At 70.6% G+C, this 13,151-nt stretch carries 10 protein-coding genes and 1 pseudogene; 6 read left to right on the top strand and 5 right to left on the bottom strand.

Annotation, left to right across the window (positions count from 1 at the left end; all coding sequences use genetic code 11):
• Positions 1–109: 109 nt before the first annotated feature.
• From ACFU5K_RS14240 to ACFU5K_RS14230, 3 genes and pseudogenes are all read right to left on the bottom strand, one after another.
• The gene (locus ACFU5K_RS14240; RefSeq protein ID WP_384060558.1) at positions 110–1,618 is read right to left on the bottom strand and encodes a carboxylesterase/lipase family protein; all 1,509 of its coding nucleotides are present in this window, start codon (positions 1,616–1,618) and stop codon (positions 110–112) included.
• Between the two features lie 343 nt (positions 1,619–1,961).
• Positions 1,962–3,554, bottom strand: coding sequence for a UDP-N-acetylmuramoyl-L-alanyl-D-glutamate--2,6-diaminopimelate ligase (locus ACFU5K_RS14235; RefSeq protein ID WP_384060555.1), 1,593 nt, complete (start codon positions 3,552–3,554; stop codon positions 1,962–1,964).
• A gap of 408 nt (positions 3,555–3,962) precedes the next feature.
• Positions 3,963–4,177: pseudogene (locus ACFU5K_RS14230) on the bottom strand (carboxylate--amine ligase); the annotation flags it as partial.
• 121 nt (positions 4,178–4,298) lie between these two features.
• Between ACFU5K_RS14230 and ACFU5K_RS14225 the strand changes: the two are divergent.
• From ACFU5K_RS14225 to ACFU5K_RS14205, 5 genes are all read left to right on the top strand, one after another.
• A complete protein-coding gene (locus ACFU5K_RS14225; protein ID WP_384060553.1) occupies positions 4,299–4,757 on the top strand; it encodes a DUF5709 domain-containing protein in 459 nt (152 codons plus the stop codon).
• A 434-nt stretch (positions 4,758–5,191) separates the two neighbouring features.
• On the top strand, positions 5,192–7,015 hold the full coding sequence (locus tag ACFU5K_RS14220; protein WP_384060552.1) for an ABC transporter ATP-binding protein: 1,824 nt from the start codon (positions 5,192–5,194) through the stop codon (positions 7,013–7,015).
• A 251-nt stretch (positions 7,016–7,266) separates the two neighbouring features.
• Positions 7,267–8,334: a Dyp-type peroxidase gene (locus ACFU5K_RS14215; RefSeq protein WP_384060549.1), complete on the top strand. Its 1,068-nt coding sequence runs from the start codon at positions 7,267–7,269 to the stop codon at positions 8,332–8,334.
• The gene (locus ACFU5K_RS14210) at positions 8,334–9,131 is read left to right on the top strand and encodes a family 1 encapsulin nanocompartment shell protein (RefSeq protein WP_384060546.1); all 798 of its coding nucleotides are present in this window, start codon (positions 8,334–8,336) and stop codon (positions 9,129–9,131) included. The genes ACFU5K_RS14215 and ACFU5K_RS14210 overlap by 1 nt, the downstream gene beginning before the upstream one ends.
• A 139-nt stretch (positions 9,132–9,270) precedes the next feature.
• Positions 9,271–10,554 carry a diaminopimelate decarboxylase gene (locus ACFU5K_RS14205; RefSeq protein WP_384060543.1) on the top strand — a complete coding sequence of 428 codons (1,284 nt, stop codon included), beginning with the start codon at positions 9,271–9,273 and terminating at the stop codon, positions 10,552–10,554.
• Between the two features lie 325 nt (positions 10,555–10,879).
• Here the strand turns inward: ACFU5K_RS14205 and ACFU5K_RS14200 are convergent, their stop codons facing one another.
• Together ACFU5K_RS14200 and panD are read right to left on the bottom strand one after the other, a co-directional pair.
• On the bottom strand, positions 10,880–11,236 hold the full coding sequence (locus tag ACFU5K_RS14200) for a GNAT family N-acetyltransferase (RefSeq protein ID WP_384060540.1): 357 nt from the start codon (positions 11,234–11,236) through the stop codon (positions 10,880–10,882).
• A gap of 36 nt (positions 11,237–11,272) precedes the next feature.
• Positions 11,273–11,698, bottom strand: a complete 426-nt coding sequence (gene panD, locus ACFU5K_RS14195) for an aspartate 1-decarboxylase (RefSeq protein WP_384060538.1) — start codon at positions 11,696–11,698, stop codon at positions 11,273–11,275.
• Between the two features lie 508 nt (positions 11,699–12,206).
• Here panD and ACFU5K_RS14190 point away from each other — a divergent pair.
• Positions 12,207–13,151, top strand: a 945-nt coding sequence (locus tag ACFU5K_RS14190) for an IS1380 family transposase (RefSeq protein WP_384060536.1), incomplete at its 3' end; no start/stop codon positions are given.

Here is a 13,151-nt window from a genome sequence, read left to right as displayed (position 1 = left end):
CGCCGCTACGGACTGTAGTGCAGTTCGATAGGCAGGTCCATGCCAAAAACCCGAAGGGATTCGGCGGACTTCGCTCCGTGCGGGAGGTGTTCAGGGTGCGAGCAGCGGTTCAGGGTGCGAGCAGCGGGAGTCCGGCGCGCCAGGGTGCACGGAAGGCGTCCCACGTCCTGCCCGACGATTCGGGCGTGGTGTCCCACACGTGTGTACGGCCCCCTGAGGTGCCGACGGGGGCCCAGCCTGGATCGCCGGTCGCCGCGAACGCCGCCCACGCCCGTGTCATGCGCGCCGCGAGCCGCCGGTCGGCGGGACCCGGTGGGCCTCCGATGAGGAAGTGGAGGTACTCGTCCTCCACGTTGCCGAAGGCGAACGGGATGTCGGCGCAGTGCCAGGCCCTCACCCTCTCGCCCAGGCCACCGCACCGGCGCACGAAGCGGGACAGATGGACCCGGCCGCCCGCTTCGGCGTGGGCGTCCGCCAGCCGGCTGCTGTACTCGCCGAACAGCATGTCTCCGCACACGGCCAGGTAGATGTCGCGGACCGGCGCCCCCGGCCGTAGCGCCCGGTAGCCGTCCAGCAGGGTGTCGGGCAGACGGAAGTCGGCTGCGAAGACCGCGAGTTGCTCCTCGTCGTCCACTCTCGCGCAACTTCCGACGGCGTCGAGCAGCCAGTACTCCTCGCTCGTGTGGCAGACCATGAGGCCGAGGCCCCTCGCGCCCCCCTCGGCACATGCGGTGAGAGGATCGAGTGGCAGTGACGGCACTCCGGCCACCGGACCGTAGATCGCCGGATCGTAATGGCGCTGGCCTGATCCGGAGTCGCGCCGGTAACCGTCGGCCACCCGGTCGGACGCGTCGACAAGGGCCTGCGGCGAGGCGGACAGCAGTCCGTCGTACGTCGCGGGGACCCCGGCCGCAGCGGCGACCTCAGCGGTCGTGAGGGCCGCCGACCCGGGTGTGGCGCATGCGTTCACCGCGCTGTGGAGAATGACCCGGTGGAACAGGCCGCGCGCTTCGTCCATGGCCGCCAGGCATGCCGCCGAGGTCGCTCCGGAGGACTGCCCGGCCACCGTGACGCGCTCGGTGTCGCCTCCGAACGCGGCGATGTTGTCCCGCACCCAGCGAAGAGCGGCGATCTGGTCGAGCAGGCCCCGGTTGTCCGGACAGGGCTCCCCGTCGCCCGTGGGTGGCGGGACGCGGCCGAAACCCTCGAATCCGAGGCGGTAGTTGAGCGTGACCACCACGACACCGTGCCCGGCCAGGACCGTGCCGTCGAAGTCGGGCTGCGCCGAGGAGCCGAAGACGTACGCGCCTCCGTGGATCCATACGAGTACGGGGAGCGGATCGTCTCCGACCGGCGACCAGATGTTGAGGCTGAGGACGTCCTCGTCCCCCGGTGACCAGACGGGCGCCCCAGGCAGCTGCGCCGACTGAGGTGCCACCGGCCCGAACGCCGCGCAGTCCCGGACCCCGTCCCAGGGCGTCGGCGGACGCGGGGCCATGAACCTGTTCGCGCCGAAGGGCGGAGCGGCGTAAGGGATTCCGCGCACAACGACGACGTCCGGATCACGGGCCGCCGGCCTGCCCGAGACCACCCCGGTCCTCGTGGCGAACACCCTCATCCCGCTCCCCCTGTTCCGTCCCTGCCGCTCTCGCGTCAGTTTCGCATCGGGCGGGCGCCCCGGACCAACACCTGAACTGCAACCGTCTACACACCTGAGATGTGAATCGGTCTTGCGGCGTCCGGCCTGTCGGCCGGGGTGCGACGTGCCGTGCGCCGATCCTGGTGGGAGCCCGGATCGTTCGCACAGGAAGCCCGGTGACACCACGCCGCCCTATCCGCCTGGAGTAGCAGGCGTACGCGTACCCGATACGAAGCTCGCGATCCGGGCGACCGAACTGGTGCGGGACACGATCGACGACTGCTCGAGCACTACGTTCCGGGCTTCGAGCGCGGCGACTTCGTCAGCACCGTTCTCGATTCACCGTGGCCTGGGTAAGAGGGGCACCTGAGCAAGAGGGGCGCGGGGCGTGTCCGCCGGGCCGGCCAAGATCCAGCGCATCGGAACGGATTGACTGCGCCGTGCCCACTCCCCCGAGTTCCCGCACGGTGGCCATGTCGCTGAAGGGCAGCAGCGCGTCACCGACGATCTGGTGGGGCTCGCTGCCCTTGCCGGCGATGAGGACGACATCCTCCGGACCGGCGCAGGAGAGGGCGAACTCGATGGCGCGGCGGCGATCGGGGATGCGCCGGTACGGGGTGCCGGTCTCCTCGACGCCCGGCACGATCTGGTCCAGGATCGTCCCGGGGTCCTCGTTGCGCGGGTTGTCCGAGGTCAGGACACACAGGTCGGAGTGTGCCCCGGCGATCGAGCCCATCTCCGCCCGCTTGGTGGTGTCCCTGTCCCCGCCGCAGCCGAAGACGGTGATGACCCTGGCCCGGGCGAAACCACGGATGGTGCCGAGTACTTTCTCCAGGGAGTCCGGGGAGTGCGCGTAGTCCACGATCACGGAAGTGCCGCCGGCGGTGGTGACACGCTCGAACCGGCCCGGGATCTGCGGCATCTGTTCGAGCGCGGAGACCAGCCCGCCGAGATCGTGCCCGAGGGTGTGGCAGGCAGCCACCGTGGCCAGCGCGTTGGATACGGAGAACCTGCCGGGGGCCGGGATGGCGGCCGGATACTTGACGCCGCCGTGGTGCAGTGTGAAGCGGGTTCCCGTGGAGTCCACGACCAGGTCGGTGGCCCGGTAGTCGGCCTCGGTGTCGAGGGCGTACGTGGTCACCGCGCCGGGCATCATCGTCGCGATACGAGCGCCCACCGGGTCGTCGGAGTTGACCACGGCGTGCCGGCAGAGCCCCTGGAAGAGCAGGAGTTTGGCGTCACGGTAGTTCGCCATCGTGCCGTGGTCGTCCAGATGGTCCTGGCTCAGGTTGGTGAAGACCCCCACGTCGACGAAGGTGCGGTCGACCCGGTGGGTCAACAGGCCCATCGACGTGGCCTCCAGCACCACGGTGCCGACCTCACGGTCCCGCATGCACCCCAGCAGGTACTGGAGGTCAGGGGACTCGGGAGTGGTCAGTACCGAGCGGGGCATCGGGATCAGATCGTCGCCGATCCGGCTTCCGGCGGTCCCGATGACCCCCGCCCTCACGCCTTGCGAGATCCGCAGCGCGGACTCGACCATGTAGGAGACCGAGGTCTTCCCGTTGGTACCCGTGACGGCGACGACGTCCATGCGCCTCCCCGGTTCGCCGAAGTAGCGGGACGCGACCACGGCGGCCGTCGACCGGACGTCCGCCACCTGCACGACACAGGCACCTTCCACCCCGGAGGGCAGCGCGTAGCCGTCCTCCACGATGACCGCCGCCGCGCCTCGGGCCAGAACGGCGGCGACCGTGCCCGGACCGCCTTCCAGATGTCCGGGCACGGCGATGAACAGCGAACCCGGCGCTGCCCGGTCCGCGTCGAAGACCGTTCCCCCGGTGATGCGCGTGGCCTCGGGGTCGCCCTGGAGAATGCGGTGATTCTGTCCGGCCAGCAGCTCGCTCAGCTTCAAGATGGTCCCTTCGAGGGTGGCTCGGGCCGTGGTGCGGCCATCGCCGGAGCGCGGCAACGGCGGTGCGCCGAGCTGCGGTGGTGACGTAGGGCGGGTGCGATGTCCACGCGGTGCGCGCCGCGCCGCGCGAGGTGACGCACTGGCGCGGCGGAGAGACGAGGGACGGGATGACGTCAGGCGATGGAGGCGCGGAAGGTCGCTAGCCGTGCCCGTGCGGGGCGGTGCGGCAGCTCGCGAGCACACCGGGGGCGGCCTGGTGCAGGCACTTCCCACTGACGCCGGGGCGACTCATGTGGCCGAGTGTACGTCCGGAAGGGGACTCCGATTCCACTCGGAGGTCCTGACAAAGGCGTTGGACGTGTCGGTGGGCGACGAGACGGGTGGCGAGCCCGAGGAAGGCTTCGTGCTCGCACACAGGTCCACCGGCTTCACTACCAGCGGGTAGCCGATCTCGCGGGCCGGGACGACGGCTTCCGCCTCGTCCGCGCAGACCGCGAACCGCGGCCCCGGAACCCCGGCGGCTGCGAGCACCTGCCGGGTCGCGTTCTCCATCGTCTCGGGCGAGAGCCCGGGCGAGCGGCGATCCGAGCGGTGGCGGGTAGACAGCAGTCACAGGAAGTGATCGACAATCGTTCTCATCGGCATCTGAAACAGCGTCGCTCGCGTTGGGAAACTGCTTCCGTTGCGCCCCTCGCCCGACCGGAGTGGAATTACGTAGAGGGGACCCGGAGGAAGGGGCACGCAATGACCTACAGCGACCGGGGGGACGACGTCTACCAGCCGCAGGAGCCGGAGGCTTCGGACCCCGATGACCTGCTGGATGTGGAGGACACCCTCGACGCCTCCGGGATCACCGACGTCCTGGACGAGGGTTACTCGCCGCCCGAGCGGCCGTGGGCCGTCGACGACAAGGGCACGACCGCCGCGGAACAGCAGTCTGGAGAGTCCCTCGACAGCCGCCTGACCAGGGAGGTTCCCGAGAGATCGGACCCCGGGGACGGTATCGGCGATCTCGCGGACGGCGACGGGGAGCCTTATGACCTCGAAGTGGGGACGGACCGTGCGGGCCGCCTCACGCAGGAGGGCGACGGGCATGTGCACTCGACACTCACCGCGCAGGATGTGGGGATCGACGGCGCCGGGGCTTCGGCGGAGGAGGCTGCCATGCATCTGATCCCGGAGGAAGAGGACCTGTTCGGGTAGGAACGGGCCCTGCCCGGCGCGACCCCTTCGGGCGGATCAGGCCGTACCCGGCGGCGCCCGGCACTCCCCAGGGGCACTCCACGGCCCCACGCGGCCGTGCGTGCGCGTTCCCCGAGCACCCTGGGTGAGCCCTCGACGTGCGCGCGGGGGCGTCCCGGTGCACGCGAGGGCCGCACGCGGAACCGGCGGATCGGCGCGCGCCGGGTCGTGCGAGGGCGCGCGGACGGCGAGGCCGAAACACACCGGTGCACTGCCGTTACCCCCGAAAACACTTGGACGTCAGGCGCACGGCCACGGAACACTTTCTCCCCCGGACACCGCGCCGCGCACGCGCATCGAGCGCTTGTGCCCGGTGGTTCGCTGCGCCCCGGGGCGGAGGCCGGCCACCGTGGCGGGGCCCGGAGCAACTGCCCGCGCAGCGACATGAGGTCGGCATGGGATCGCAGCACTCACACGGCACCGGACCGGACAGGGGCCCGGTCCGGCTCGCACTCCGCCACTACCTGAACGAACTGTCCCGCCAACGAGGACTGTCGGTTCCGGCACTCCTGCTCCCTGCACTCGGCAACATCGGGATCACCTACGTCGCGCCGCTGGTCGTCGCCAAGCTGGTGGGCCGGATCGCGCGGGACGGTGCCATCGGGTTACACGAGGCGCTCCCCTACGTCGGTGTGTTCGCCGGGGTCCTGCTCCTCGCGGAGACCCTGTGGAGGCTGGGTCTGCACTGCCTGAACCGGGTCGACGCCCGCGGCATCGAGCACCTGTACGTCACCGGCATGGACGCGCTGTTCGCCAAGGACGCCGCGTTCTACCAGGACAACTTCGCGGGCTCTCTGACGAAGCGGGTGCTGAGTTTCGCCGCCCGCTTCGAGGAGTTCGTCGACACGCTGACCTTCAACGTCGTGGGGAGCCTGGCCCCGCTGCTGTTCGGCACGGTGATCCTCTGGCACTACGACCCGCTGCTGGTCGCCGGGCTGCTGACGATGATCACAGTGACCGCGTTCTGCGCCGCACCTCTCATCCGCCGCCGTCAGAAGCTGGTCAACGAACGCGAGGAGGCCATCGCACGGGTCTCGGGGCACGTGTCCGACGCACTGATGAACATGGACACCGTGCGCGCGTTCGCGGCCGAGGAGCGGGAGGCCGCCGAGCACAGGTCCCGGGTCGCGGAGTCGCGACGTCTGACACTGCGCTCGTGGGACTACGGCAACCTCCGCATCGACACGTTGGTCGCACCGCTGTCGGTGCTGACCAACGGGCTCGGCCTGCTGCTCGCCGTCTCGTTCGGCGCGGGCGGAGGCAGCGTGGAGGCGATCGTGGTCGCGTTCACCTACTACACCGGTTCGACCCGCATCATGTTCGAGTTCAACCAGATCTACCGCCGGCTGGAAAGCTCGATGACCGAGGCCGCGCAGTTCACCGAGCTGCTCGTGGACCCGCCCACCGTGCTGGATCCGCCGGCCCCCGAGCCGGTGCGCCGGGGATCCGCCGACGTCCGGTTCGAGCACGTCGGCTTCGCCCACGGCGGGAGCCGGCCGATCTTCGAGGGACTCGACCTGGCCGTGCCGAGCGGCACGAGGCTCGGCCTCGTCGGGCGGTCCGGCGGCGGCAAGACCACGCTCACGCGATTGCTGCTGCGGATGGCCGACGTCCAGTCGGGCCGCATCCTGATCGGGGGTCAGGACATCAGCCGGATGCGTCAGTCCGACCTGCGGAACCTGATCGCGTACGTCCCCCAGGAACCGGCCATGTTCCACCGCACGCTGCGCGAGAACATCCTCTTCGCCCGCCCGGGAGCCACCGACGCGGAGATCCGGGCAGCCGCCGGCGCGGCCCACGTGACGGAGTTCGCCGATCAGCTCCCCGCCGGCTTCGACACGATGGTCGGGGAACGCGGCGTCAAGCTGTCCGGCGGCCAGCGCCAGCGCGTCGCCCTCGCGCGGGCGATCCTGCGCGACGCTCCGGTCCTGCTGCTGGACGAGGCGACGAGCGCGCTGGACTCGGAGAGCGAGACGCTCGTCCAGCAGGCCCTGTGGCAGCTCATGGAAGGGCGGACCGCGCTGGTCGTCGCACACCGGCTGAGCACGGTCGCGGCGATGGACCACCTCATCGTCCTCGACCACGGAAGCATCGTCGAACAGGGCACGCACCACGAACTGCTGCTCACCGATGGCGCCTACGCCAAGCTCTGGCACCACCAGTCCGGCGGCTTCCTCGTCGACACCGCGGCGGCTCAGCCCGCCGCCGCGACCGAATAGGCCTGCCGTGCGCGCGGCCCCCGACCCGGCGACGGCGGGGGCGGGTCACGATCGGCCCCGCCGACGAGGGCCGCCGCCCCTGACCGGCCCTGCGACCCGCCGAGCGGGACCGGAGGCGTCCGAGGGGCGGCCCGAGCGGCGTTCCGCGCACCAGGAGTGCCGTCGCCCGGCCGGACCGGCTCGGGGTGCGGCCGGAGCCGTGGTGTGGATAAGTGGCAGGGAGTTCCGCCCACCACCCACGGAGTGCGCGCATGTCGGAGGCAGTACCGGACCCCGTCGTGGTCCAGACCGTCGTCGCCCCGCTGACCAGCGCCGCGCTGGTCCTGGTCGCGACGATCGAGCCGGGCGGGGAGTCCGCCGTACGCGACGTCCTGCCGGACCTCGCGGCGTTCGCGCGCTCGGTTGGCTTCCGGATGCCGAGCGCGGGTCTCGCCTGCGTGACGGGCTTCGGCTCGGACGCCTGGGACCGGCTCTTCGCCGGGCCCCGGCCGGCCCACCTCCACCCGTTCCAGGAGTTGCGGGGGCCGCAGCACCGTGCCCCGGCAACCCCGGGTGATCTGCTGTTCCACGTGCGGGCCGAGCGGATGGACGTCTGCTACGAGTGGGCCTCGCACCTCATCGACCGGCTCGGTGGCGCCGTGAAGGTCGTCGACGAGGTCCAGGGCTTCCGCTACTTCGACCACCGCGACCTGCTCGGTTTCGTCGACGGTACGGAGAACCCGGTCGGCGACGACGCACGGAAGGCGGCCGTCGTCGGATCCGAGGACCCCGGGTTCGAGGGGGGCAGTTACGTCGTCGTGCAGAAGTACCTCCACGATCTGCCCGGCTGGAACCGGATCAGCACCGAGGAGCAGGAACGGATCATCGGCCGCACGAAGTTCTCCGACATCGAACTCGCCGACGACGTCAAACCCGCCGATTCGCACGTCGCCCTGAACACCATCACGGACCCCGACGGCACGGAACACGACATCCTGCGCGCCAACATGCCCTTCGGCAGTTTCGAACAGGGCGAGTTCGGCACGTACTTCATCGGTTATGCGGCCGACCCGGGTGTCACCGAACAGATGCTCCGCAACATGTTCCTGGGCAGTCCACCCGGTACCCACGACCGCATTCTCGACTTCTCGACCGCCGTCACCGGCACCCTTTTCCACGCTCCCAGCGCCGACTTCCTCGACGCCCCTCCGCCACCGCCCTCATCCACCGCGGCCGCGGCCGCTCCCGAGCCGCAGACCACCGTGTCACGGCCCGTGGACCCCGCGAGGGTGCGCGACGGTTCTCTGCACATCGGCAGCCTGCAAGAAAGCGCCCCGTGATGAACAACCTCCACCGTGAACTCGCCCCCGTCACCGAAACCGCCTGGGACCAGATCGAGGAGGAGGCCCGGCGGACGTTCAGCCGGCACGTCGCGGCCCGCCGGGTCGTGGACGTGACCGACCCGCAGGGGCCGGGATTCTCGGCTGTCGGTGACGGTCACCTGCGCGACATCGACCCGCCCACCCCCGATGTGATCGCCCGCGCCCGCACAGCCACACCGGTCATCGAGTGGCGGGTGCCGTTCACCGTCTCCCGGGCGGCCGTGGACGACGTCGAGCGCGGCTCCGAGGACAGCGACTGGCAGCCGGTCAAGGACGCGGCGCGCACCTGCGCGTTCGCCGAGGACATGGCCGTCATCGACGGATACGCGGCAGCGGGCATCACCGGGCTGCGCGACGGTTCCTCGCACGCCCCGCTGCCGCTGCCCGCGGACGCACGCGACTACCCGGCCACGGTGAGCCAGGCCCTGACCCGGCTGCGGCTCGCGGGCGTCGACGGACCCTACCGGCTGCTGCTCGGCGCTGAGGCGTTCACGGAGGCGACCGAGACCTCCGACCACGGCTATCCCGTGGCAACCCACCTGGGCCGGATCCTGGAGGACCCGATCCTGTGGGCGCCCGCGGTGTCGGGCGGTGTGCTGCTGTCCACCCGGGGCGGCGACTTCGAACTGTGCCTGGGCCAGGACCTGTCCATCGGCTACCAGGACCACGACGCGAGGGACGTCCGGCTCTACTTCCAGCAGGCGTTCACCTTCCGGATGCTGACCCCCGAGGCCGTCGTCCCGCTCATCGCCTGAGGGCGCAGGGCCGACCTGGGAGGCTCCCATCGACGAGACCCGCCGCACACAGCCGGACCCCGCACCGGCCGCGGGCAGCGTCCACGCACAGCGCTCGGCAAGGTTCGCCGAGGCCCTCCGCCTGGCCGTCGAGGAAGGGATGCTCGGTGAGACGCGGCCCCTCGCGGGCTTCCTCGACGCGGACGGGGTGCGCGAGTCCGTCGCCTCGCTGCGGGACGCGTTCGCCGCGGAGCCTCGTGTGCGGGTGCTGCACACGTTCGCCGCCAAGGCCGCCTCCCTGATCCCCGTGCTGCGGCTGCTCGCCGACTGCGGCATGGGGTGCGAGGTCGCCGGCCCTGGGGAACTGCGGCTCGCGTTCGAGGCCGGGTTCCCTCCCGAGCGGATCGTCCTGGACTCGCCTGCCAAGACCCGCGACGAACTGCGGCTGGCACTGGCACTCGGTGTCGCCGTGAACGCGGACAGTTTCGATGAGATCCGCCGCATCGACGGCCTCCGCTCCCCCGGCTCGGCCTCCGTCCTGGGGCTGCGGGTGAACCCCCAGGTCGGCGGTGGTTCCATCGGGGCCATGAGCACGGCGACGTCGACGTCGAAGTTCGGCGTGGCACTCCGCGACCCGGGCGCCCGCGAGCAGGTCGTACGTACGTTCACGGAGCGGCCCTGGCTGACCCGGCTGCACGCCCACGTGGGCTCCCAGGGCTGCCCACTGGAGCTCATCGCGGCGGGCATCGCCGAGACCTACGCCCTGGCCGAGGAGGTCAACGGGGCGCTGGACGCGCGCCGGATCACCGGGATCGACATCGGGGGCGGGCTCCCGGTCAACTTCGACGACGACGAGTCCCGGCCGGCCTTCTCCGAGTACGTCGCGGCCCTCCGTACGGCTGTTCCCGGACTCTTCGACGGGCGGTACGACCTGGTCACCGAGTTCGGCCGGTCCCTGCTCGCCAAGAACGGTTTCATCGGTGCCCGGGTGGAGTACACGAAGGACGCCGGCGGGCGCCGCATCGCGCTCACCCACGCGGGTGCGCAGATCGCCACCCGGACCGTCCTCATGCCCGATGCCTGGCCGCTCAGGGTCGGCGCCTTCGACGGAGAGGGCCGCCCCCGGAACGGACCGCCCATGGTGCAGGACATCGCGGGGCCGTGCTGCTTCGCCGGGGACGTGGTGGCCCGTGGACGGGAACTGCCGGAACTGCGCGAGGGCGACTTCGTGGCCCTGTACGACACGGGGGCGTACTACTTCTCCACCCCGTGGGCGTACAACAGCCTCCTCCGGCCGGCCGTACACGGCTTCGCCGGGCGGTCCGGCGCTCTGCGCTTCGCCCCGGTGCGCGACGCGCAGTCGCTGGACTCGGTGGCGGCGGAGAGCGGCCTGAACCACTCCGACGCGCTGACCTCTCTCTTCGAGCCCGCCGAGGGCCTTTAGGCGGGCCCGCCCGCGGGCTGGGGCGCGGGCTCGGGCTCGGGCACCGGGTCGGGATTCGGGCTCGGCGGCTGCGGAATCGGATCCGGCGCGGGGCCGGGCGGGACCGGGCCCGGCGGCACGGGCGGCGGGGAGGGCACCGGCGTGGGCGGTCCCGGCACGGGCGCGGGCGCGGGCGGTACGGGATCGGGATACGGGTGCGTCATGTCGTGCCTCCAAGTGCATCGGACAGGACGAGTGGATCTCCTCTCCACCGTCTCCCCGTGCGGCTGCCCTCGCCTGCCGAGTCCATACGTACGGATCGTGGAGCCATGCCCCGCCGGGTGCCTCAGAACAGCTCCGGATGCGCCCCGAGCTGCAGCCCGGCGCTCCGCACGAGCTCATGGCCGGCCTCCGGGGCCTGATCGGGATGGCGCCGGGCCCACTCGGCGGCGTAGGGGCAGAGCGGCACCACAGGCACGCCTTCGCGGGCCGCCATGGAGTAGAGCTCACGGACGAGGGCGCCGGCGACGCCCCTGCCCTCGTACTCCGGCTCGACGACGGTGTGCACGGCCACGAGGGAGCCGGGGCCGGGGTCCATCACGAAGTACGTGACGACCCCGGCGGCGGCGCCGCCCAGAAAGGCCACCAGCTTGCCGCTCCCCCGGTCGTCCCGGATCTCGACTGCGGCGTGCTCTGCTGCCATGGCGGGTGCTCCTCGCTGTCGTGCGCGCGGGGCGGGTCAGCTCCGCGCGGGAACCGCGTGCGGGCTGCGCTCGGTGGGCGTGCCGGGCACCGGCGCCGACGCGTCGGTGTCAAGGGCGACGATGCGGTTGTCGGCGTCCACATGCACGACACTCGGCACCAGCGCGCGCGCCTCGGCGTCGTCGACCTGGGCGTAACTGATGAGGATGACCAGGTCACCGGGGTGCACCAGGTGAGCGGCGGCACCGTTGATCCCGATGACGCCGGAGCCGCGCTCCCCCTCGATCACGTAGGTCTCGAGCCGCGAGCCGTTGTCTATGTCCACGATATGCACCAGCTCGCCGGGCAGCAGGTCGGCGGCGTCCATCAGATCGGCGTCGATGGTCACGGACCCCACGTAGTGCAGGTCGGCCTGGGTGACGGTGGCACGGTGGATCTTGGACTTGAACATTGTACGCATCATGGAGGTACTCCGTCTACTAGGCTCCCTGCCTGCGTTTTCGCAGGTCAAGTGCGGTGCAGCCAGAGTACAACGAGTCGCATGTTCGGGCAGGGGGCAGCAGGTTTTTCAGGACTAATGCTGACCCAATGCTGACTTTGCTGACGCATCGTCAGGCAAGCCTGGAGAGCCTCACCCGCTCCCTTGCCTCCACCCCGACGACCCTCACAAGCCACGCAGCGCTCCCCTCAAGAGCTCTGGTGATCATCGTCACCCCTACAGCAGGACGACGGCCCTGACGCACACGACGGGGCCATGTCTCCGCAAGAACCTTCGAGGCAGCGCAGCTGCCTAGCAGTGAATCCCGGTTCGGCAAAGCCGACGGCTCTCGTGACTATGGCCACGACTCATCCCGGATCCACCGGCTTGATGCCTGTGGATAGTCTTCCGGAAACGAAGAAGTGCCTTGTGACCTGCGATGATGGGGTTTCTCTAGGACCACATCAGGCACGATCGGCAAGGCACTTCCGAGATGCAATCTTCCCATGCCGCGGCGGCGGTCTCATCCGCGTTCGATGATCCGAACCTGATCGCGTACGGCGGGCTGGAGCCGGTGGTGCGGCTGGCCGAGCGGTGCGGTCTGCCCGCTCTGGCCGGCGAGCTCATCAGGCTGCCCGCATCGAAGGACGGCACCGGCGCCTTCCCCGCGGCGAAAGTGATGTCACTGGTGGGCGGCATGGTCGCGGGCGCCGACAGCATCGATGACATGGACCGGTTGCGGCACGGCGCAATGGGCCGCCTGTTCGCCGGGGTGCGGGCACCTTCCACGCTGGGATCGTTCCTGCGCTCCTTCACGCACGGACATGTGAAGCAACTGCACGCCGTGGCCCGCCGGTTCCTGCCCGCCCTGGCCCACCACACCCCGCTGCTGCCCGGCGCCGACCAAGTCGCCTACGTGGACATCGACGACACCATCCGCCGCACCTACGGCTACGCCAAGCAGGGCGCCGGCTACGGATACAGCAAGGTCAAGGGCCTGAACGCACTGCTAGGCGTCGTCTCCACACCCCTGTCCGCCCCGGTGATCGCCGCCACCAGACTGCGCAAAGGACCGACGAACTCCGCACGCGGGGCAGCAGCCTTCGTCGCCGAGACCATCCGCACCGCCCACGCCTGCGGCGCCGGCGGCCTGCTGGTGCTGCGCGCGGACTCCGCGTTCTACGGCGCCGATGTCGTCAACGCCTGCCGGGCGCTGGGCGCACGCTTCTCCATCACCGTGCGGATGAACAATTCCGTCAAGGCCGCCATCGCAGCCATCGATGAAGCGGCCTGGACGCCGATCAAGTACCCCAAAGCGCTCTGGGACGAGGAAGGCCAGTGCTGGATCTCCGACGCCGAGATAGCCGAGACCACCTACACCGCCTTCACTTCCAAACCGAAGAAACAGCAGGTCACCGCCCGTCTGATCGTGCGCCGC

The sequence above is a fragment of the Streptomyces sp. NPDC057428 genome (genome assembly GCF_042803195.1).
Taxonomy (GTDB): Bacteria; Actinomycetota; Actinomycetes; order Streptomycetales; family Streptomycetaceae; genus Streptomyces.
The sequence above is the reverse complement of the archived record's forward strand: the minus strand, read 5'-3'. Positions and strand labels throughout refer to the sequence as shown.